The 21,786-nt window shown below is 41.6% G+C and carries 21 protein-coding genes; 13 read left to right on the forward strand and 8 right to left on the reverse strand.

The window, feature by feature from the left end:
* Positions 1-51: 51 nt before the first annotated feature.
* On the reverse strand, positions 52-939 hold the full coding sequence (locus ACM2FC_RS02950) for a LysR family transcriptional regulator (RefSeq protein ID WP_498479334.1): 888 nt from the start codon (positions 937-939) through the stop codon (positions 52-54).
* 89 nt (positions 940-1,028) lie between these two features.
* Between ACM2FC_RS02950 and ACM2FC_RS02955 the strand changes: the two genes are divergently transcribed.
* Positions 1,029-1,955 (forward strand): DMT family transporter, encoded by a 927-nt coding sequence (locus ACM2FC_RS02955; RefSeq protein WP_498479335.1) that lies wholly within the window; start codon positions 1,029-1,031, stop codon positions 1,953-1,955.
* Positions 1,956-1,969: 14 nt separating this feature from the next.
* On the opposite strand, the gene ACM2FC_RS02960 is transcribed toward ACM2FC_RS02955, so the two are convergent.
* Positions 1,970-2,572: an alpha-ketoglutarate-dependent dioxygenase AlkB family protein gene (locus tag ACM2FC_RS02960; RefSeq protein WP_498479336.1), complete on the reverse strand. Its 603-nt coding sequence runs from the start codon at positions 2,570-2,572 to the stop codon at positions 1,970-1,972.
* A gap of 9 nt (positions 2,573-2,581) precedes the next feature.
* Positions 2,582-3,100, reverse strand: coding sequence for a GNAT family N-acetyltransferase (locus ACM2FC_RS02965; protein WP_498479337.1), 519 nt, complete (start codon positions 3,098-3,100; stop codon positions 2,582-2,584).
* 153 nt (positions 3,101-3,253) lie between these two features.
* On the opposite strand from ACM2FC_RS02965, the gene ACM2FC_RS02970 reads away from it, so the two are divergent.
* Positions 3,254-3,685, forward strand: a complete 432-nt coding sequence (locus ACM2FC_RS02970; protein ID WP_498479338.1) for an Mpo1-like protein — start codon at positions 3,254-3,256, stop codon at positions 3,683-3,685.
* A gap of 285 nt (positions 3,686-3,970) precedes the next feature.
* On the opposite strand, the gene ACM2FC_RS02975 is transcribed toward ACM2FC_RS02970, so the two are convergent.
* On the reverse strand, positions 3,971-5,500 hold the full coding sequence (locus ACM2FC_RS02975) for a DUF3612 domain-containing protein (RefSeq protein WP_498479339.1): 1,530 nt from the start codon (positions 5,498-5,500) through the stop codon (positions 3,971-3,973).
* A gap of 160 nt (positions 5,501-5,660) precedes the next feature.
* Here ACM2FC_RS02975 and ACM2FC_RS02980 point away from each other — a divergent pair, with 160 nt between their 5' ends.
* The 6 genes from ACM2FC_RS02980 to ACM2FC_RS03005 all read left to right on the forward strand — a co-directional run bounded on the left by ACM2FC_RS02980 (position 5,661) and on the right by ACM2FC_RS03005 (position 11,015).
* A complete protein-coding gene (locus tag ACM2FC_RS02980; protein WP_498479340.1) occupies positions 5,661-6,236 on the forward strand; it encodes an aldolase/citrate lyase/malate synthase family protein in 576 nt (191 codons plus the stop codon).
* 218 nt (positions 6,237-6,454) lie between these two features.
* On the forward strand, positions 6,455-6,661 hold the full coding sequence (locus tag ACM2FC_RS02985; RefSeq protein WP_498479341.1) for a hypothetical protein: 207 nt from the start codon (positions 6,455-6,457) through the stop codon (positions 6,659-6,661).
* Positions 6,662-6,843: 182 nt separating this feature from the next.
* The gene (locus ACM2FC_RS02990) at positions 6,844-8,559 is read left to right on the forward strand and encodes an ABC transporter substrate-binding protein (RefSeq protein ID WP_498479510.1); all 1,716 of its coding nucleotides are present in this window, start codon (positions 6,844-6,846) and stop codon (positions 8,557-8,559) included.
* 7 nt (positions 8,560-8,566) lie between these two features.
* Entirely contained in the window at positions 8,567-9,295 is a 729-nt protein-coding gene (locus tag ACM2FC_RS02995) for a substrate-binding periplasmic protein (RefSeq protein ID WP_498479342.1), read from the forward strand.
* Positions 9,296-9,661: 366 nt separating this feature from the next.
* Positions 9,662-10,585, forward strand: coding sequence for a LysR family transcriptional regulator (locus ACM2FC_RS03000; protein ID WP_498479343.1), 924 nt, complete (start codon positions 9,662-9,664; stop codon positions 10,583-10,585).
* A gap of 91 nt (positions 10,586-10,676) precedes the next feature.
* The gene (locus ACM2FC_RS03005; RefSeq protein WP_498479344.1) at positions 10,677-11,015 is read left to right on the forward strand and encodes a zinc ribbon domain-containing protein YjdM; all 339 of its coding nucleotides are present in this window, start codon (positions 10,677-10,679) and stop codon (positions 11,013-11,015) included.
* A gap of 79 nt (positions 11,016-11,094) precedes the next feature.
* On the opposite strand, the gene gcvP is transcribed toward ACM2FC_RS03005, so the two are convergent.
* From gcvP to ACM2FC_RS03020, 3 genes are all read right to left on the reverse strand, one after another.
* A complete protein-coding gene (gene gcvP / locus ACM2FC_RS03010; RefSeq protein WP_498479345.1) occupies positions 11,095-13,977 on the reverse strand; it encodes an aminomethyl-transferring glycine dehydrogenase in 2,883 nt (960 codons plus the stop codon).
* Positions 13,978-14,117: 140 nt separating this feature from the next.
* The gene (gene gcvH / locus ACM2FC_RS03015) at positions 14,118-14,498 is read right to left on the reverse strand and encodes a glycine cleavage system protein GcvH (protein WP_498479346.1); all 381 of its coding nucleotides are present in this window, start codon (positions 14,496-14,498) and stop codon (positions 14,118-14,120) included.
* Positions 14,499-14,539: 41 nt separating this feature from the next.
* The gene (locus ACM2FC_RS03020; protein ID WP_498479347.1) at positions 14,540-15,835 is read right to left on the reverse strand and encodes a serine hydroxymethyltransferase; all 1,296 of its coding nucleotides are present in this window, start codon (positions 15,833-15,835) and stop codon (positions 14,540-14,542) included.
* 384 nt (positions 15,836-16,219) lie between these two features.
* On the opposite strand from ACM2FC_RS03020, the gene ACM2FC_RS03025 reads away from it, so the two are divergent.
* The 3 genes from ACM2FC_RS03025 (at position 16,220) to ACM2FC_RS03035 (ending at position 19,447) form a co-directional block, all read left to right on the forward strand.
* Positions 16,220-16,843: a helix-turn-helix domain-containing protein gene (locus ACM2FC_RS03025; RefSeq protein WP_498479348.1), complete on the forward strand. Its 624-nt coding sequence runs from the start codon at positions 16,220-16,222 to the stop codon at positions 16,841-16,843.
* Between the two features lie 329 nt (positions 16,844-17,172).
* Positions 17,173-18,300, forward strand: a complete 1,128-nt coding sequence (gene gcvT / locus ACM2FC_RS03030) for a glycine cleavage system aminomethyltransferase GcvT (RefSeq protein ID WP_498479349.1) — start codon at positions 17,173-17,175, stop codon at positions 18,298-18,300.
* 106 nt (positions 18,301-18,406) lie between these two features.
* Positions 18,407-19,447 carry a S1 family peptidase gene (locus ACM2FC_RS03035; RefSeq protein WP_498479350.1) on the forward strand — a complete coding sequence of 347 codons (1,041 nt, stop codon included), beginning with the start codon at positions 18,407-18,409 and terminating at the stop codon, positions 19,445-19,447.
* 42 nt (positions 19,448-19,489) lie between these two features.
* On the opposite strand, the gene nadE is transcribed toward ACM2FC_RS03035, so the two are convergent.
* Positions 19,490-20,320 (reverse strand): NAD(+) synthase, encoded by an 831-nt coding sequence (nadE, locus tag ACM2FC_RS03040; protein ID WP_498479351.1) that lies wholly within the window; start codon positions 20,318-20,320, stop codon positions 19,490-19,492.
* Between the two features lie 137 nt (positions 20,321-20,457).
* On the opposite strand from nadE, the gene ACM2FC_RS03045 reads away from it, so the two are divergent.
* Positions 20,458-20,976, forward strand: a complete 519-nt coding sequence (locus ACM2FC_RS03045) for a nicotinate-nicotinamide nucleotide adenylyltransferase (RefSeq protein WP_498479352.1) — start codon at positions 20,458-20,460, stop codon at positions 20,974-20,976.
* Between the two features lie 41 nt (positions 20,977-21,017).
* Positions 21,018-21,632 (forward strand): hypothetical protein, encoded by a 615-nt coding sequence (locus ACM2FC_RS03050; protein ID WP_498479353.1) that lies wholly within the window; start codon positions 21,018-21,020, stop codon positions 21,630-21,632.
* Positions 21,633-21,786: the final 154 nt, after the last annotated feature.

The raw sequence follows: 21,786 nt of genomic DNA on the forward strand, positions 1-21,786 counted from the left end.
GTGACTCAAATTCATGTACCGCAATGTCAAAATAGATCGATTATACGTAGCTCATTTGGCAAACTCTGACTTTATCCAAGACCTGAGTAGTAAGATATATTCGTTACTGAGCTGATCCTGCTGACAGATAAAATAGAAGTCTTGATTTGGGTTTAGGATAGGTTCCCCTATCTGCATCAGCATCCCTTGTTCTACATAATCCCGAATAAAAATCTTATGAGTAATGAATAGGCCGAGTTGGCTGATTGCCGCTTGTAGTGCTTGTATCGTGGCGTTAAAAGATAAATTGTGACCAAAATTAGGTAAAGGTAGCCCTTTAGCATCACACCAAACTTGCCAGTCATTTGCTCGACGTTTGTTGCGAGTGATGATGGCTGGAAATTGTTGTAGTAGCTCTTCAATAGTAGTGTTTGGTGGAATGAGGTTTGGATTTGCGACCATTACTAGCTCATCGTTCCCAAGCCATTCACAATGGTAGTTTTCCCAGTCGTCACTGCGGCCAAGGACTAAAGCGACGTCAATCCCTTCTTGTTCAAGCGAAAACGTATCCACCAAATTAGATATCCGGATATCTAATGTGTTTGAGAATTGGTTAAATCGTTCCACTCTCGGGATCCACCAATGCATAGCAAGAGAATGAACCATGTTAAGTGTGAGTCGGTGCGAATGTTTTTTATCTACTAGCGCTTGAGTTGCGTTAACGATTTGCTCGAGAGCGGGCGCTATTTGTTTGTAATATTGTCTTCCTTGCGCGTTGAGTACAACCATCCTGTTGACACGTTGAAACAGTTCCATTCCAAGGTATGTTTCTAAAGATTTGATCGATTGACTTACCGCTGAATGACTGACATTGAGCTTATCCGCAGCCTCTGACATGCTGCCCGTTTCTGCTACCGCCACGAATGAATAGAGCGATTTTAATGGTGTGATTTTATTCATTGTAAGTTTTACTTAACTATTTGGTTAATATTAATCGTTTTTATCTATTCAAGCACTTCTTTACAATTTGTTTATGTAAAGGAGAACTTATGACACGTCAACTTTTACCAATATTATTTGTACTTTCATCGACTTTTAGTGTGTCGTTGAATGGGCTATTGTCTAAATTTCTTACTGAGCAAATCAGCCTAGAGTGGCTTGGTTTTCTTAGATTTTTTCTGCCTGCGGTGTTGTTAATGACGATTCTATTATGCTCGAAACTCAGGCTTCCTCCAAAAGAACTTGTACTACCACTTTCAATGCGAGCGCTTTGTATCGCGGGCTGCCAGTTGTGTTTTATTTTCTCTCTATCTCAATTGAGCTTAGTTGAAAGTGTTGTGCTTTTTGGTACAGGGCCACTATTTATACCCGTGTTAGAAAAACTAATATTTTCTGTGAGATTGAAAGCGAGCACAATTATCGCCTTGGCAATGACATTTATTGGTGTTTTGATGTTGTCTGGTAATTTATCGGGCTTTACCTTTAAGCCTGCATTGTTGGTGGGGCTTTCTGCTGGACTATTTAATGCAGGATCACAGTTAAGCCTGCATCGGGCGACGAAAAGTGACTTGGGGCCAGTAGAAATCAACGCATGGACACTTGCTTTGGCGTCAATTGTATTCGTTCCTGTTCTGGGGCTAGGTTTTGTACTAAATCATGGCTTAAGCTTTAAAACGGGTAACTCTAATGACTTAATTCTTGTTGTTGGACTATTTGCTGTCTCTATATTAATTATTAACACCCAAATATTTAGAGCAAAGGCATACAAGTTGGTAGAGTCTAGTTCTCAGTTAGCACCGTTTCTCTTTACTAATTTACTTTTTGCATCGATTTGGCAAGTCACCTTTTTTAACGTCAAATTTAGCGAGTTGCAGCTTGCGGGGCTGATTGTTATCGTTACTGCAAACGTATTCAATGTATTGACACCTACAGTTGTTGAAAAATGGCAGCATAGAAAACTTCAGGAGGTAAATTAGGGGGCTACAAGCCCTTAAGTGTAGATATAGCGGAACGTTAGGTTCAAGCGCTCTTGTCTGCTAAGGCGGGTTTTGGGCAAGCTGTGTTGCCAAAAGTGCTGAGTGGATTGAGCCATGATGAGTAAAGATCCATGGGTTAATTCTATTTTTATTTTTTCTTTAGTGTTGATGTGTTTTAGTTGGAAAGTGCGAGTTTCTCCTAAGCTGATCGATGCGATAGTCGGGTTTCTACCTAGTTCTGGTTCATCATCCGAGTGCCACCCCATTGAGTCGTTACCGTCTCTATACAAGTTTACTAGTACAGAGTTGAATTGTTGATCACAGGTTTCTTCACATAGCTTTTTCAAAAGTAGTAAAGAGTTTGTCCAAGGTTGCGGGGATAGATTGAGGCCAGAATAGGAGTAGCTGACATCACCATGCCAAGTTTGTAGCCTTGGTTGCAATCGCTTTTGGCCCCAAATAGTGATGTATTTTTGTTCAAAGAAAAGTTCTTTTTTGAGCAGCAAGAACATGTTGCTTGCCTCAGGTTCACTCAAAAAGCGAGGGGACCAATACAATAATCCATCCTTAATTGGTATCCATTCTCCGCTGTTAGTTTGGGTGTCAAATAAGTCCATTTTTTCTTTCTATTCTATATCGAGGATGTATTCGTAGCAGTCAATATAACGGCCGGAAATCTTAGCGTAATTTCGAAAAGATCTGGTTCGGTTAAAGCCATTCTTTTCTAACACTTTTTGAGAAGCGGTATTATGTTTAGAGACGATGGCAACGAAATTAGTGATATTAAACTGACGATTAGCCAAAGATATGATCTGTTTCGACGCATGGCTGGCGATACCATTTCCTGAATGATTTTCTGCGACACGGTAACCAAGCAGCGCACATTTTCTACTGGTATCTAAACTGTGTAGATTCACCCGTGCAACAATACTGCCTTGGTGATTTCTGACAATAAGAGGGAGCATTGTTTGGCATTTATACATCAATAAACACTCTGCGATATGATCTAAAACGCCCTCGAGACTAAAAAATGCGCTTTCTCTAGGCTGAATTTGAGCCTCAAACCAAGCCCTATTTTCCGTCTCAAACCTAAGTAGTTCGTTTGCATCATCTTTCTTTAGAAGTGCAACCTGAATATTCTCCATTCACCGTCCTTTAACATCTGAAGTTGACATTTTTATCTTAGCTTAGATTGTTAACGAATCCGTCAACAGGCTCTAAACTTTAATGCATTGAACCATTCAATGGTATCGGTATTAGATAAATTTTGCTTTGGTACCAACTTAGAGGAGAAGAGTATGAGGAAGTTGTCAGAGTGGCTTTCAGAGTATTCTTATAACCATAAAAATTCCGTTAATGCAAAAATCCACCAAGTAACAGCACCTGGAGTTTTTGTTGCACTTATTGGGTTGATATGGTCAATACCTTCAATTGAGTTGTCTGAGTTGCGTGTCAGCTGGGTTTGGGTTTTTGCCGTTGTCGTTTTAGCGTTTTACTTTAAGTTATCTATCATGGTGTTCATTATGATGTTTGGCTTTTTGGTTGCAGCAGCAGCTTTGGTCTGGTCTCTATCTATACTACAAATACCACTTTTCCACCTGTCACTTGGTTGTCTATCGCTTTTTTGGCTAGCGCAATTTATAGGCTATAAAGTTGAAGGGATCATGCCATCTCTTAGACAACGGTTAGAGTTCGTGTTGATTGGCCCTATTTGGGTCTTTTATAAATAAAGTGAAGTTATTGAATTGCAATATGCAAAGTAATAGCTGGTATTTTCGTTATAATTCGCAAATTGCAATTAATTTATGCATCATCATTCCATGAAACCAGTTGAAACCAATGGAAAAAGGTATATTTAGTTACTTTTTATATATTGGCACGCTATATGCTTTACTCATAACAACCCTTATTAAGCCGAGGGTTACCTAGCCAACTGACGTTGTTAGTGAACCAATTTGTTCACAATTTATATCCGCCAATCACGCTTATTGTGATTGGCTTTTTTCTTTTGGCTGCTAAATAATGTTTTCTCCATCGCATTTGCTATAGCAACTTGGCTTTCGTGGACATACGGCCCCACGAGAACAAATCAATCTAGCGTTAGACTCAATACCTCTTTCGATCCAATTAATATTCAGAATTTTAGCGATTGTGGTGAATTCTTTTTTAATGTGACGAGGAATCACTGTGCTTCCACCACTTTCGACGCAGGAGTTTTTGAGCTCTTCAGCTATTTGTCGAGAGTCTCCACCTTGCGCATCTATCGCAGGGTTTAGGTCAATACCAGCGCAAAGAACTCGGTTGTTACCAGCTGGATCAGTCATGTTGACTGATTCGCAGCAGTAGATCCTAGGTTCGTCGCCAACGTTTAAGATGGATATTTGTGAGGAGCTACTTTCTTGTGGCTCAGAGAGCCTCCTAAATACCGCCCAGTGTTGGCACGGATCATTGACTTTGCGCATATTCCCCCAAGGTAGAGGAATACCATTACCACGGTAGACGGCTTTAAGCTTATTTTGTCCATAGGCATCAAAGTAGTGCCAATGTGGATAAGGAGACACAACAGTCATACGTCTCATCGCGACTGATGGTGATACTCCCGCTTTTTTGTGGACTTCGATCTCGTACCCAGTTCGGTCCAGTAGCTGTCGGAAGGGGACTTTTGGGCAAAGGAGGGCTCCTGCGAAAAAGCTTGATTCAAAATCTCTCCAAGCGAGCAAAATATCTTTTGAGTTTAACTCGGAGGAGTTTTGAGCTGGCTCGTTGCTTTCCCAAGTGTTGGTGTGTCCTACGGATAAAACACTCTTTAACCCTTCTTTGCTATGCAAAATACAGTGTCCGACATAGACAGCTAAGTCATATTTGAGCCTAGTAGGATAGTTTTTTAAGATCTCGTTTAAGTAGATGGTGGTAGGCGGTTCAAAAAACGAAGTGATTAATTGTTTCGCACTGACCCCGAGTTCATCAACGACATCTTGCGGTGTTCGGTTTACCCAACGGATACTGATACCTAAGCTCTTCGCAATATCGATTAAGTCGTCAACCGCTAAGTTGAGGCGTTTATGGCCAACTTCTTCAGCCGCACGCTCTAGATCAGGGAAGTGGTTTTGGTTTTTCTCTTGATGTGCACGAATCAGTAAGTGCGCGAACTGTCGACCTGTAATACCCGTTTGAGAAAGCATTTCAGGAATTGCGATTTGTAAAATTTCATTTGAGAATAGGAAACTTGGCTCTAAAGCCATACCACTGATCCCGCCGCGATTACCTTTGTCTGGCGTAATTTCACTTTCTTCTGGTTCATCATCCAAGAACCAAGCAGGCTCTTTTTGAAACACTTCAGCGATGACTTCGAGCATGTCTACACTAGGGACACGTTTACCTCGCTCAATCATTGAAAGATAAGAAACAGAAGGCGCATAGTCAGGGTTTAAGCGAATACATCTCGCCGACAAATCCTCCATCGTTAAGTGGTTGCGTTTTCTTAGGTTGCGAATCTTGGTACCCAAGAAATGAGATTGACGAACTAAGCTTTTTGACAACGACATTTTGTAAAATTCACACTGTAAAATTTTTGTTGTGAAATTGTAGTAAAAAATTAGCTAATCTACATAGTAAGCAAAATCACAAAATTGCGAAGTCAAGAATATTAGATATAAATTATTTGCTTCATTGCGGAGTTTTTAGAAATATCCTGAGGGGAAGACTATGAATATGCTGACTTTTGGTAACAATGACATTCAAGAACAGGACAAGCCGTTTATCGCTGAAGCAGTGTTTGCCGTGGAAACCATTAGCGCAAATAAGCAGCAAGAGAAACAGCAAAAGGCTAAGCAGTTACTCGATACGATATTCCCTCTAGAGAATGGTTCACATCAAGATGTCACTTCTTATGTGATTGACTATCGACACGTTATGGCATATTTCAAAGATGGTAGCCACAGTGGTTTGAAACATCCAAAGCATTTCGTTGCTTACAATGGTGAAAAAGAAGATCCATCATCAATTTTGTTGAAAGATTCAGCAGGTAGCCATGTAGAAGTGATGTTAGGTCGTCACAAAGGTACAGGGAGTATTGAATTTATTGATATTGCAGACATCCAGCTTGAGACTTGCACAAAGTTAGCGATGGGGTCGAGTGAGTCATCTATTGCAGCTATGCGTCACTGGGTCAGCTTGATTAAAGGTGATGAGCTTGGAAAGCCAAAAGTTTGTAGTGAAGACAAAGAGTTCGTTTCAAAAAGTGGCGAGGACTATAGTTTAGAATACTGCTACAAAATTTAATTTAAAGTCGATTAAATAGTTTCCTAATAAAAAACGCCAAACTTTTTGTTTGGCGTTTTTTATTAGGAAACTATCAATATATCTATCTGAAAAACAGTTGTTTTCTACCATTTCATGCATTGAGTAAAATTTGATATAGAATTATAGGTACCTAAACAAATCCCGCGCTGAAGGGAAGAGGAGAGTTTGGGTTGTTGAAAATGTGAAATGGTATTGGCATGGAAGAGAAAAATCACTTGGTTGTTGGAGATCACGTAAAGCCTAATGATGGTATGTTTGACTTGATGTTCGATCATCTACCAATTATGGATGTCATGCTTGTGGATTACGACAACGGCGTTGCTGAATGTCAATATTACGATCAGTACCAGCAGAAACACTCACACATCTTACTTCTTTCAGTATTAGAAAAAGTCTCAGAGTAAAGCCGCCGAGCAAGTATCATAGCAGCTACATAGTCCTCTTGCTTCCTAGCAAAATTTAGCTGTGCCATTAGCTAACATAGAAATTAATGATAAATTTGTTATTGATGGGAAAAGAATCTGTCGCTTGCTAGGTTTTACTACTATTTTTTATCTTATCCCTTAAACAAAAGAAGGCATGTATGATGACAGGGAATTCATCAAAGTCGTGGCTTCGAATCTCCTTAATGTTTTTAGCGTATGCGCTCAGTGGTCAAGCATTTTCAGGAATAAAAGAAGCTAAGAGTTGGATAGATAGGGAATTTAAGCAAAGCACGTTAACTAGACAACAGCAGCTAGAAGAAATGGCGTGGTTTGTTGAAGCCGCGAAGCCATATCAAAATATCACGGTGCGAGTCGTATCAGAGCGCATTGATACCCATTGGTATGAAGCGAACACTTTAGCTAAAGCCTTTGAAGATATCACGGGTATAACGGTCATTCATGAAATCACTGGCGAAGATGATGTTGTTAAGAAAATATCAACGCAGGTGGAATTGGACTATAGCATCTATGATGCTTACATTAACGATAGTGATTTGATAGGCACTCATTATCGATCAGGAAAAGTCGTTTCTCTAAGTGATTTTATGAAAAATGAAGGTAGAGAGGTGACACTTCCAACACTTGATATTGATGACTTTATAGGGATCCGTTTTACTACAGCCCCTGATGGCAAAATTTATCAACTTCCCGATCAACAGTTTGCCAATTTGTATTGGTATCGACATGATTGGTTCTCTCGCCCAGATCTTAAAACCCAATTCCGCAGTATTTATGGCTATGAATTAGATGTGCCACAAAATTGGTCAGCATATGAAGATATTGCTGAGTTTTTCACCGTTCATGTGAAAGAGATTGATGGGGAAAAAGTTTATGGTCATATGGATTATGGTAAGTATGACCCTTCTCTGGGGTGGCGTTTTTCCGATGCTTGGTTATCTATGGCGGGCGCAGGAGATAAGGGCTTGCCAAACGGAACACCGGTAGATGAATGGGGAATTCGTGTTGAAGGTTGTCACCCTGTCGGCTCTTCAGTGGAGAGGGGCGGAGCACTTAATAGTCCGGCAGCTGTCTATTCAATTCGAAAATATAACGAGTGGTTAAAAAAATACGCGCCGCCAAAGTCTTATACCATGAATTTTACGGAAGCCGGTGTCTGGCCTGGACAAGGGAATATTGCACAGCAAATTTTTTGGTATACCGCTTTTACCGCTTCTTTAACGGCCCCCAGCTTACCCGTTACCAATTCAGATGGTACGCCGAAATGGAGAATGGCCCCCTCTCCTAGAGGTGCTTATTGGCAGCAAGGGATGAAACTAGGGTATCAAGATGTAGGAGCATGGACATTCCTCACAAGTACGCCATTGCAGCGACGAAAAGCAGCATGGCTTTACGCTCAGTTCTTAGTATCAAAGACAGTGTCATTGAAGAAAACGTTGGTAGGGCTTACGCCTATTCGAAACTCTGATATTCATTCAGAGTTAATGAGTAAGGTGGCTCATAAATATGGAGGGCTCATTGAGTTTTATCGAAGTACAGCTCGAAATGTGTGGACGCCAACGGGTACGAATGTGCCAGACTACCCTAAGCTAGCCGATCTATGGTGGAAAAATATCGCTTTAGTTTCAAATAATTCTTTAAGTCCTCAACAAGCGATGAATAAAATGGCGGACGAGATGGACGAACGGCTTAAGAAGCTTGCGCAAGGGGGGCAGCAAGCTTGTGCTCCTAAACTCAACGAGCGCAGATCTGCGAGTTATTGGCTATCAAAACCTGGAGCTCCGAAACCCAAACTAGAAAATGAAAAACCTCAAGCAATAACACTTTCTTATGAAGAGTCATTGAAGGCGTGGGATTAGGAGATTTATGAAAAATTGGATAACACTATTGATTATTGCTTTTAGTAGTATGGCGTCGTCAGGTCTACAAGCTAAAACGTTTACTTTACTGACCGACTCTTTACCCCCTTATGCCCATAAAAAAAATGGACAATTGACTGGCGCTGCTGTTGAGGTGGTATCCCAACTATTCAAGAATGCTAAATTAGATTATCAAGTTAGAATTGTTCCTTTGAAGCGTGCCTATACCAATGCTCTTGATAACCCCAATACTTGTGTTTTCCCGGTTCAGCGCAACCAAGAGCGTGAAGCACAATTTCATTGGGTCAGTCCTATACTGATTACTCAAACCGCTTTTTACACAAATTCAAACTCAGAAGTTGACATCCGAACCCTCAATGATGTCGCGAAACTTAACATAGGTTCTTACTTAGGAAGTGCGACAGCACAGTATTTGGAAGGGCAGGGTTTTAAAGTCGAAAAAACGACACGCGACGAACAAAATATATTGAAACTTCGTAGTCACCGTATAGATGTGTGGGCAACAGACGTGTTGGTTGCGAACTATTTATTGAAGCAAGCTTCAATGAGTGGTGATATTAAAGCTAGGCTAGCTTACTTTAGCACCTTACGTGGTTTGGCTTGCAATAAGAATATTTCATTGGGAGAGCTTGAGGGTTTGTCTGAAGAACTTAGGAAAATGTATCTAAACGGAACGATTGAAAGAATAATGAAAAAATATACAGATGGCGATTAGTTTATAATTATTAGAAATTAACATTTGAAGTTATTTCAAAATATATGGATGTTTTGAAAGTTAATTCTAATTATCTTAACTTATATAGTAAACTATTCTTTTAAAATCTTACTACGAAAATTAAGCTTTTATGCAAGATATATAAAATACAATAAGTTATATCTTTATCTGGTCGTAAAACTAATTTCAATTCAACAAAGTGTCTATTGATACGTGTGCTTTGGCATATAAGATGTTACAAAAAGTAATAGCTCTATTCTATCTTGTAATATTATCTTTAAGCAGTTAGTATTCTACCCAATAAGATTGAAAATATAATTCTAAAAAGATGTGACTTTAATATAATATTGTTTGTTGAGTGTGGCTGTGATAGAAAAAATTGAAGATATTAGTATTAAAAATATTAGATACTTTGTCAGTGTTTATGAACTAGGAAGTATATCTAAAGCAGCTCAAGACTGTAATGTTTCGCAACCTACGATTTCTAAGAGTTTAAAAAGCATAGAAAAGCAATTTGGTGCGATTTTATTTAATCGCGATACTCGTTTATTTTCTCCTACGGATGTTGCAAAGCAGCTATATCCTAAGTGCACAGAGTTGTGTTCTTCTGCCCAAGCGATATGTAATGAGCTTGATGTGATTACAAAAGGTGATTTTGGTGAAATCAAGATAGGCTTTGGTAAAGTTATTGCTCCTTTAGGAAGTATGCTGATTTCAAAGATAATTTCTGAAAAATTCAAAGACGTTCGAGTTTCGGTAATGGGAGCAAACCCGTCAAAATTGCATCGTAACCTTTTACAAGGAAATATAGACTTCTTTATTTGTCACTCGGAAGCACAACAGATGCTAACAAATGTAGAGCAGCTTGTGTGTAAGCCTTTAATCGGTGTTGAAGTTGATGCTGTAGCTTCGCCGAAAGCGGCGTTCCTCAATTCCGAATTAGATATCACGCAATATCCTTGGACCTTTCCACAAGTTGAGGTGTTAAAAACCTCAAAAAGCAGTTTTTACGTCAATTACTTTCAGAAGATTCAATCGAATGGCAGCATACTATACGAAATTGATAATCCAGAAGCTCGGATTAAGCTTGCGTTGTCTGGACAGGCTGCAACGGTTTCTTCGTCTATTCACACAAAAAAATATATTAAAAATGGGCAGCTGAAAAAGCTTCCCGTTGAAATCGAGGATTTTCCGTTGTCCACTTTTCACTTAAGCACTAAGCCTCTGTGCCACAAGGCTAATCAGATAGTGGAATTACTGAAAAGCTATATAGAAATTCTTCATCGTTAGGCCTAATCGTACTATTTGTTTAATGTACTCGCTAATAGCTTCAAGAGGCATTATCATCTGAGGCAAGATAAATTTAGAAATGAAGTAAACTATGTCTTTTCCCCCTTGCCCTAAATGCGATTCAGAATTTGTTTATCAAGATCAAGGTCATTTAGTTTGTCCAGAATGTGCCTATGAATGGGATCCAACTGAAATCTTAGCTGAGAATGAAGCTTTATCGGTAAAAGATGCCAATGGCACTTTATTGCAAGAAGGTAACAAAGTCACATTGGTAAAAGATCTAAAAGTAAAAGGCAGTTCGCTAGTGCTGAAAATTGGCACCAAAGCCGTCATCAGGCGAATTGTAGAAGGCAAGGATCACCAACTCGATTGTAAAGTTGATGGTGCTGGAGAGATGATGGTAACCGCGAAGTTCGTCAAAAAAGCATAATGGCAGTAATTTGCTGTTAAGTGAAACAAAAAGGCGAACCAAGTGGTTCGCCTTTATTATAATGTCGAAACTTTTCAACTTACTCTTCTTCGTAGTTCTCAATACTTGGGCAAGAACAGATTAAGTTACGGTCGCCGTATACGTTGTCTACGCGGTTAACCGTTGGCCAGTATTTCCAGATCTTAGTTGACGCTGTCGGGAAAGCGCCTAGCTCACGTGGGTAAGGGCGGTTCCATTCGTCCGATGATAGGTCAACTTGAGTATGTGGTGCGTTAACAAGTGGGTTGTTGTCCAACGGCCATTTACCTTCTTTCACTGCGGTCATTTCATGACGAATAGCAATCATTGCTTCACAGAAACGATCTAGCTCTTCTAAATCTTCCGATTCAGTTGGCTCAATCATCAGAGTGCCAGCAACAGGGAAAGACATAGTTGGCGCATGGAAACCGTAGTCCATTAAGCGTTTTGCGATATCTTCTTCACTGATGCCTGTCTCTTCTTTCAGTGGGCGAATGTCGATAATACATTCGTGAGCAACACGGCCGTTTGTGCCACGATAAAGAACAGGATAGTGAGGAAGAAGTTTCTCCATCACATAGTTGGCATTTAGGATAGCGACTTTAGTTGCTTCAGTCAGGCCTTCTTCACCCATCATGGCAATGTATGCCCATGAGATAGGTAGGATAGACGCACTGCCTAAATCTGCCGCAGAAACTGCGTAGTCTTTACCTTGAACGCCGTTCTCAATGTGTCCCGGTAGGAAAGGAGCTAGGTGAGATTTTACACCGATAGGACCCATGCCTGGGCCACCACCACCGTGTGGAATGCAGAATGTTTTGTGAAGGTTCAAGTGCGACACATCTGAGCCAATAAAGCCAGGTGAAGTTAAACCAACTTGAGCATTCATATTTGCGCCATCAAGATAAACTTGGCCGCCGGCTGCGTGCACTCTTTCGCACACTTCTTTTACTTGCTCTTCGTACACACCGTGTGTTGAAGGGTAAGTGATCATGATGCTTGATAGGTTATCTTTATGTTTCTCAATTTTCGCCTCAAGATCAGTCATATCGATATTGCCGTCAGCATCGCATTTAACAACCACCACCTTCATTGAAACCATAGAAGCGGTAGCCGGGTTTGTGCCGTGAGCAGAGCTTGGGATTAAGCAAACATTACGGTGACCTTCACCACGGCTTGCGTGGTAGCGTTGAATCGCGATTAAGCCAGCGTATTCACCTGATGCGCCAGAGTTTGGCTGTAGCGAGAAGCCATCGTAGCCAGTAATTTCGCAAAGCTTTTGCTTAAGATCTTCTGCTAGGGCAGTGTATCCCGCCGCTTGTTCTAATGGTGCAAATGGATGAATCGCGCCGAACTCTGGCCAAGTCACGGGAATCATCTCAGCAGCAGCGTTAAGTTTCATTGTGCAGCTGCCAAGTGGGATCATTCCGTGAGTCAGTGAAAAGTCTTTGTTTTCTAGCTGCTTAAGATAACGCATCATCTGTGTTTCACTGTGGTGCGTATTGAAAACAGGATGAGTTAAGAATGAAGATTCACGGCGGCAGTTCTCTGGGATCGCCGCAAATTCGTTTTGTTCGATTTCTGTAGAAAGAGCAGCAACGTCTTCTTTAATACCAAAAACGTCAAATAGTGCTGTGATATCTGCAACAGTGGTTGTCTCATCGAAACTGATACCGAGTTGATCTGAGAAGTTGCGTAGGTTGATATCGGCTTTTTGTGCCTTTTGATAAATATCGGCTGTTTTGTTACCGGTGTTAATCGTGATGGTATCAAAGAAGCTGTTGTGAGCGAGCTCGTAGCCAAATTTTGTCAAACCAGCTGCAAGAATTGCAGTCATGTGGTGAGTACGACGAGCGATGGTGCGCAAGCCTACTGAACCGTGGAACACTGCATAGAACGCAGCCATGTTAGCCAGTAGTGCTTGAGCGGTACAGATGTTTGATGTGGCTTTTTCGCGGCGGATGTGCTGCTCGCGAGTTTGCATTGCCATACGTAGAGCTTGGTTGCCATTTGTGTCGATTGAAACACCAATAACACGGCCTGGCATTGTACGCTTATGTTTGTCACGTGTTGCCATGAATGCAGCATGTGGACCGCCGTATCCCATTGGAACACCGAAACGTTGAGCTGAGCCGATAACAACGTCCGCACCCATTTCGCCCGCAGGTTTTAGTAGAGCGCTAGCAAGTAAATCAGTTGCAACTGCGACCAACGTTTTGTTGGCTTGAGCTTTTGCAATAATGTCTGTTAGATCGCGCACTTCACCTGTTGTGCTTGGGTATTGCACTAATGCGCCGAACACGTCTTGTTCTGGTAGTGAATCTAGAGCGCCAATATGAACCCCAAAGCCAATATATTCAGCACGTGTTTTCACTACTTCAATAGTTTGCGGGTGAACATCGTCTGCAACAAAGAAGACTTTACTCTTACTTTTGCCAGCGCGCTTACATAGCGTCATGGCTTCCGCCGCTGCTGTTGCTTCATCAAGAAGTGATGCGTTGGCGATTTCCATGCCTGTAAGATCCATCACCATCTGCTGGAAGTTCAACAGAGCTTCAAGGCGACCCTGAGATATTTCTGGTTGGTATGGTGTGTACGCAGTGTACCAGCCTGGATTTTCGAGCACATTGCGTAAAATGACGTTCGGAGTAAAGGTATTGTAGTAGCCCTGACCGATGAAAGTACGCTTAACTTGGTTTTGGTTAGCAAACGCTTTCATTGCCTCTAACATATCGGCTTCGCTTTTTGCTTCAGTAAGCGACATTGGCTTTTCGATACGAATTTGGCTAGGGACAGTTTCGTCAATTAATGCGTCTAGATTGGCCACATTGATAGCGTCCAACATTTTTTGTTGGTCTGCTTTGTTTGGGCCATTGTGTCGGCCAACAAATTCATTTTGCGTTCCCAATTGCTTGAGAAGCGAGCTGTTCAATAAATCAGTCATGGATCCTTTACCTTCTAAAGGTTCAGTTACCAGCAGTAATAAATCACTGCAAGTGATACTTTTAATTATATCAATTGGTACAAAAACTAGAACCTGTAAAAAAGCTGCCCAATTGGGGCAGCTTTATATTGTGTTTATAATTACTCTTCTTCGATAGAGTTTTCGTATTCTTCAGCGTTTTTCAGGTTATCAAGCTCAGAAGCGTCAGACATCTTGACTTTAACGATCCAACCACCTTCGTATGGTTCTTCATTGATAAGCTCTGGACTGTCTTCAAGCTCTTCATTAACTTCAACAATTTCACCAGTAACTGGCGCGTAAATGTCAGAAGCCGCTTTAACAGACTCTACTAAAGAGAAGCTATCACCTGCGTCAATCTCAGCTTCAATTTCAGGTAGGTCTACAAATACCACATCACCTAGCATCTCTTGTGCGTGTTGTGAAATACCGATAGTTACAGTGCCGTCGCCGTTGTCTTTAACCCACTCGTGACTATCTGCGAACTTCAGTGTGTTATCCATTGCTTTATCTCCAAAAAAATAGCTATAAGGATGTCAATTAGTTACTGGTAAAGAGGGAAGCGACGGCAAAGTTCTTTGACTTGCTTACGAACTTTTCCTTCGACGTCGGAGTTGCCTTCAGGGCTTTCAACTAGCCCATCTAAAACGTCGCCGATCCACTCACCAATGAGTTTAAATTCTTCTGCGCCAAAACCTCTGCTGGTTCCAGCGGGAGTACCCAAGCGAATACCCGATGTAATCATAGGCTTTTCAGTGTCGAATGGGATGCCATTTTTATTACATGTGATCCCAGCACGTTCAAGTGCTTCTTCAACTTGATTGCCTTTCAGGCCTTTTGGACGAAGGTCAACCAACATTAGATGGGTGTCGGTACCGCCAGTCACAATATCGCACCCGCGAGTTTGCAATACTTCAGCGAGAACTTTTGCGTTGTTGATCACTGAATTGATGTAAGTGCTAAACTCAGGGCCCATTGCTTCACCGAATGCTACCGCTTTTGCAGCAATAACGTGCATCAGTGGACCACCTTGAAGGCCAGGGAATACTGCCGAGTTAATCTTCTTAATGATGTCTTCATGATTGGTTAGAATCATGCCGCCACGTGGGCCACGTAGCGTTTTGTGAGTTGTTGTTGTTACAACGTGAGCATGAGGCAGTGGACTAGGGTGTGCGCCAGTTGCAATTAGACCAGCGATATGTGCCATATCAACCATTAACAATGCGCCAACTTCATCTGCGATGGCTCTGAATTTAGCAAAATCGATGGTACGTGGAATAGCTGAGCCGCCTGCAATAATAAGTTGAGGTTTGTGTTCAATGGCAAGTTCACGAACAGCATCATAATCGATTTCAAGAGTGTCACGATCCACGCCATACTGCACGGCGTTGAACCATTTACCCGATAGCGCTGGACGTGCTCCGTGAGTTAAATGGCCTCCTGCATCCAGTGACATGCCTAAGATTGTGTCTCCCGGTTGGAGTAGTGCAAGCTTGACTGCGCCATTGGCTTGAGCGCCCGAGTGAGGTTGAACGTTTACGTACTCACATTTAAAAAGTTGTTTAGCGCGCTCGATAGCGATTGCTTCTACTGTGTCTACGTGTTCGCAACCGCCATAGTAGCGACGGCCCGGATAGCCTTCAGCGTATTTGTTTGTTAAGCAGGTCCCTTGAGCTTGCATCACAGCTTTAGAGACGATGTTTTCTGATGCAATTAACTCTATCTGGTCATTTTGCCTATGATGCTCATTTTGTACTGCAGCGAATACAGCATCATCGGTCGCAGATAGATTAGTGGTGAAAAAGCTTTCTAAGCTGTGATTGTTGTATGTTTGGTTCATATGCTAAGGACCTTCCTATTTGTTAGCACACCAATTGGTTCTGTTTGTATTTGGTGTGCTAGGCCAATCTAACAACTGCACGTTGACTCGGAATTGTACGAGCCAAAGCAGGCAACTTAATTCCCTAAAAGTTGGGCAAAAGTGACCAAAGTAAATGTTAACACTGTCACTTGCTCGAAACCGAGCTTGTATCTCATCATCTAACAAGCCAGTAACATACCTTGAGTGTCACCAACAATCAATCAAAAATTTCCTATAGGAAACATGAATTCTTTTAAAGTAGGTCAAAGTACGCTTTAATACAACACAAGAGTGATTGAAGCATTCTGACTTTTTGGCCAGAGCTGGCTGTATATTTGGAGCCTAAAATTAAGAGGGAAAGGCATGTCTAAAGACATCTTAAGTGAATATCCGTCGATGAAATTAGCAAGGGAGTCTGCTGAGGAAAACATCGCTCCAATGCAGTTGGGTGAGCGTATAAAGCAGATTCGTTCCAAACTGGGAATCACTTTGGAAGAGGCTAGCCAGCGCACCGGACTTGCTCGTTCTACGTTGAGCAAGATCGAAAACGAACAAATTTCTCCTACTTTTCAAGCAATGCAAAAACTGGCTAATGGTTTGCAAATAGATATGCCTCAACTATTTGAACCACCTAAGAAAAAAGTCGCTACTGGCCGTCGAGATTTAAATCGAAATGGAGAAGGAAAGCCGCATCCGACACCTACTTACGAACATGAATTACTCGCAACTCAATTGTCTAATAAGAAGATGATGCCGTTTAAAAGTCGTGTTCGAGCACGCAGTTTTGAAGAGTATAACGACTGGGTGAGACATGATGGTGAGGAGTTTTTACTTATTCTTTCTGGAGAGATCTTGTTTTATTCAGAATTCTATGAACCGGTGAAGATGGCCGAAGGCGACAGTGTGTACTATGACGCCAATATGGGACATGTGCTGGTGTCCGTCAGTGAACAAGACGCGCATATTTTATGGGTGACAGCAAGATAGTGATTTGGGAATCTAAATTTCCAATAGTGAAGGCAAACGATTGCTAAATTTCAAGCAAACGTTTGCTATGGAGGTGCGTAGATTGAAGATATACTTATTTTCTACGGCATCAATTAATCATGATTAGTAATGTATTTGTATTGTAAATGTTAATTAAATGAGTTTGTCTTAGTTTTTTGACTTGTTAAGAACAAAAAAGCAGGGCATGCTTGTTGATTATTGGAAACACGAAAAACCTAAAGTAAATTTCGCTTGCTTGGGTAAACAATAACTAAAACTGGATAAGGGTAAACTCGACAGGTCGAGTTAGGCTTATTATGGAGAACACAATGACTCAAGAAAATGAACAGCTATTGCAGACACCACTATTTTCTCTGCATGTTGAATGTGGTGCGAAGATGGTCCCGTTTGCTGGCTATGAGATGCCAGTTCAGTATCCATTGGGTGTAAAAAAAGAGCATTTGCATACTCGTGATGCTGCAGGGTTGTTTGACGTATCACACATGGGACAGCTAAGGCTGCACGGTGAAGGTGCCGCCAAACTGCTAGAGTCATTGGTTCCTGTCGATATTATTGATCTTCCTGAAGGTAAGCAGCGTTATGCGTTCTTTACCAATGAGCAGGGTGGTATTTTAGACGACTTGATGGTCGCTAATTTTGGTGACCACCTTTTCCTAGTTGTGAATGCAGCTTGCAAAGCGCAAGATATCGTACATATCTCAAAACACCTACCAGAAAATGTAAAACTAGAAGTGATTGAAGACAGGGCATTACTTGCGTTGCAAGGTCCGAAAGCCGCTGAAGTGTTAGCTGATATTCAACCTGAAGTCGCGGATATGTTGTTTATGGACATCAAAAAGACGCTAATTGATGGTATTGAGTGCTACGTGAGTCGCAGCGGTTACACTGGTGAAGATGGCTACGAAATCTCTGTACCTAGTGAGCAAGCTGAAGCGCTGGCGCGTAAATTGACTTCCTATGATCAAGTTGAATGGATTGGCTTAGGTGCGCGTGATTCTCTTCGTTTGGAGTGCGGACTTTGTTTATACGGCCATGACCTAGATACAACTACGACGCCTGTTGAAGCTAGCTTACTATGGGGAATCAGCAAAGTTCGCCGCGCAGACGGCGAAAGAGCGGGTGGCTTCCCAGGTGCAGATATCATCCTTGAGCAAATCGTAACAAAAGATATTTCCCGTAAGCGAGTGGGTCTTGTTGGTCAAACCAAAGCTCCAGTTCGTGAAGGTGTAGAGCTTTTTGACAGAGAAGGTACGAAAATCGGTGTGGTGACCAGTGGTACAGCTGGGCCAAATGCTGGCAAACCTGTCTCTATGGCTTATGTAAGAGCCGATTTGTCTGCTATTGACACCGAAGTGTTCGCGCAAGTGCGTGGTAAAATGCTACCAATGACGGTCGCAAAAATGCCGTTTGTACCTCAGCGTTACTATCGAGGCTAATCTATACTGATAGATAGTCCATACTTGATGCAAGAAAGCCTCCATATGGAGGCTTTCTGCTTTTAAGTACATGTCGTAACACTGTTTTGTTTTGGTGGAAAGTATCTTGAAGTTGAACAAATGCGCACTTTCATTTTTCACGTTATGCTTGCTGGCCTTTGATACGAGAGCGAGTGGAGGGCCGACTCTTTATATCGTAAATGGCTCGGTGGTCTCGACAACAACTTACCCTGAGTTTGCGAGCTTGTTTTATGATCGTATTGATTACGATGGGCTTTACGGGACTTCAACATATTGTGGCGCGACTATACTAAACTCTGAATATATCTTGACCGCTGCGCATTGTATTTTTGATGGCAATGGCAGCGCTGATGAAAACAAGATGCTTTTCCTTTCTGTTGTTCCTCAACTGCAAAATGAGAGTGACTTTCCTTACAGTTTGACGACTGAACGAGTGATGGCGAGCGAGTTTTATTATCGTTCAGATTACTCCGATTCAGTGAACGATTTGTGGGCAAATGATATCGCTATTATCAAGCTTGAAAGAGCATTGACTTATTATACCGCTGCGAATCGACCCAGTGATCAGTCATATCAAGATGTAAATGATTCGTTTAAGGCGATTGGTCATGGTAATACCTCGACTGGAGTAGACAATAGTGATGATTTATTAGGTACTGATCTAACTTACGTTAACGATTGGGACTATTGCAATGACGGTGATGGGTATAGTGCAGTAACGGATAAGCAAATCTGCTTTACTAGTAATAACAACGTAGGTGGATTGTACAATAGTACTTGTTCAGGAGACTCTGGTGGGCCAGTATATTGGTATGACTCTGCCTTTACGAGATGGGTGCAAGTGGGTATTACAAGTTTTGGTCCTAGTACATGTGGAACCCAATCAACGGTTGGGGTTACTTCTGTTTTTACTGAGATCTATGACTATCGAACTTGGATTGATAACGTTCTCGCTGGTAGTGAAACGGCTAACTATGTCGCAACAGATACTAAGCGTTGGGCTTATCTAAACTCGACCTCAACAAGTTCGTCTGGGGATTCCGGTGGCTCGTTTGGCTGGTTGAGTCTTATAGGGTTAGGCTTTTTGGCCTACTTTAGACGAAGCGGCAAGGCTGCAAATGTTTAGATAAATAGGGAGCTTTTCACTCCCTATTCAGAAGCTAAGAACTTAATCGTAGATAGTTGGTATAGGTAAACGCTTGTGCTGAGTTGCTTTATAAATACCGACAATCTTATCTGAAACTTCTTGAGGTAGTGGTTTCCCTTCCAAGAAATCATCAATCTGATCGTAGCTTAGGTTTAGTGCGTCTTCGTCAGCTTTTTGCGGATTTAACTCTTCCAAATCAGCAGTTGGAATTTTCTTAACTAGCACTTCTGGCGCACCAAGCGTTGCACCGACTTCTCTAACTTGACGTTTACTCAATCCAAATAGAGGTGCTAAGTCACAAGCGCCATCACCAAACTTGGTATAGAAGCCAGTGATGTTTTCTGCTGAATGGTCAGTACCTAACACTAGGCCGCCGACATAACCTGCGATTTCGTATTGAGCAACCATGCGTGTGCGCGCTTTTACATTACCTTTGACAAAATCAACTTTAGACTCGTCACTCGGTAGCAGGCCGTGTTCGCTCAGAGCTGAGCGAGTTGCTGAGTGTGTACCTTCAACACCTGCTTGAATATTGACTGATACAGAATGAGTCGGCTGAATGAAAGACAAGGCTAGTTGTGCTTCGTCTTCGTCTTTTTGCTCTCCGAATGGTAAACGCACGGCAACAAATTTGTATTGCTCACTGTCTGTTTCTTTATTTAGCTCTTCCACTGCAAGCTGTGCTAAACGGCCACAAGTTGTTGAATCAATACCACCGCTGATACCGAGAACTAGAGCTTTACATCCTGACTCTTGAAGTTTTTGTTTGATGAAACTTACACGTCTTGTGATCTCATAGTGAGGATCGATAGACGGAAGTACTCGCATCTCATCTCGAATTTGCTGTTCCATTAAAATATTCCTGCTAGCGTTAACGTTTTGTTTAAAAATATACTCAAGCATATTGAGGTTACTTGGGTATAATATCATACCGATTTCACTCGATTAAAAAACCGTGAACGAATTTTTCACGGCAATTAGGGTATAAAATGAACAAAATCGCTGTATTTGGTAGCGCATTCAACCCACCGACGTTAGGTCATAAAAGTGTGATTGAGTCACTCGAGCACTTTGATCAGATCTTGCTAGTCCCGAGTATTAGTCACGCGTGGGGGAAAGAAATGGCAGATTACGATGTACGCTGTCAGCTTGTTGAAGCCTTCATTAGTGATTTAAATTTAGCCAAAGTGGAACTTTCTGACGTTGAAGAGTGTCTATTTGAACCGGAGAAGAGCGTTACTACGTATGCTGTATTGGATAAATTGCAAAGCAATTATCCAAACTCTAATTTAACGTTTGTTGTTGGACCAGATAATTTCGTGAAGTTTTGCCAATTTTATAAGGCCGAAGAAATATTAACGAAATGGAATGTGTTAGCCTGCCCTGAAACGGTTGCTGTTAGAAGTACTATGGTTCGGGATGAACTATTAGAAAATAAGGATGTTAGCTCTTTGACCACACCGAGTGTTACTCGAATACTGAGAGAGCTAAATATTTACAAGGCCTGACTCCAGTTGGTTGGGCTTGAGATATGTTATAGGTTTACGAAATGTATAAGATTGGAATTTTAATGCTGCTTATCTGGTTGCCTTTCCAGTCTTTCGCCCTTTGCACTACGCCGCTCTCTGATAGCGCTGAAAACGCTGGGAATTCAGAATTTTCTGCCAAAGATAATCGTTCTCCGCTTTGTGTTTCTTCTTCTGATACTCAGCGCTTAAAGACAACGTATTCGTCTAAACTTCCTGATTTTAATTTTTCAGATGCTAGTAAAGTTTCAGATGCTAGTAAAGTTTCAGATGCTAGTAAAGTTTCAGATGCTAGTAAAGCGTCGAGCAATAATTACTGGTCTGATTGGGGGCTTAAATATAAATCGGAACCTTTTCTTTCCGATCAGTACTCTTTTGGTCATCTGGGGTTTGGTATTTGGAGCCCTGATACTGATAGCAATTATAATTTAGGTACTACTTATCACAATACCACTTATACTGGGCAAAGCAGCATCGATCTGACTTCGGACCCAGAAGCTTGGGTTATGAATCATGGCGTGCAATTGAGTTTAGGGTTTGGCAACAAGCAATCGGGCCAACCCCGGGTTCGATTTGACTATTTATGGCACGAAAACTACGATGGCGACGTGCGAATGCAAGTGCAATTTCCTTTCTAAAATTGATCTTGTGGTATTGATTCCTGTTCAAATTCCTTTGTTGCGGGCTAACGTAGTATTGAGCACCCCATCCATTTGAGTAAAACACAAATATTGTCATTTCACTTTATTCCGTTACAATGCTGCTGGATTGCAACGATGCATTGGTATTTGC

The organism is Vibrio sp. A37 (assembly GCF_059777565.1).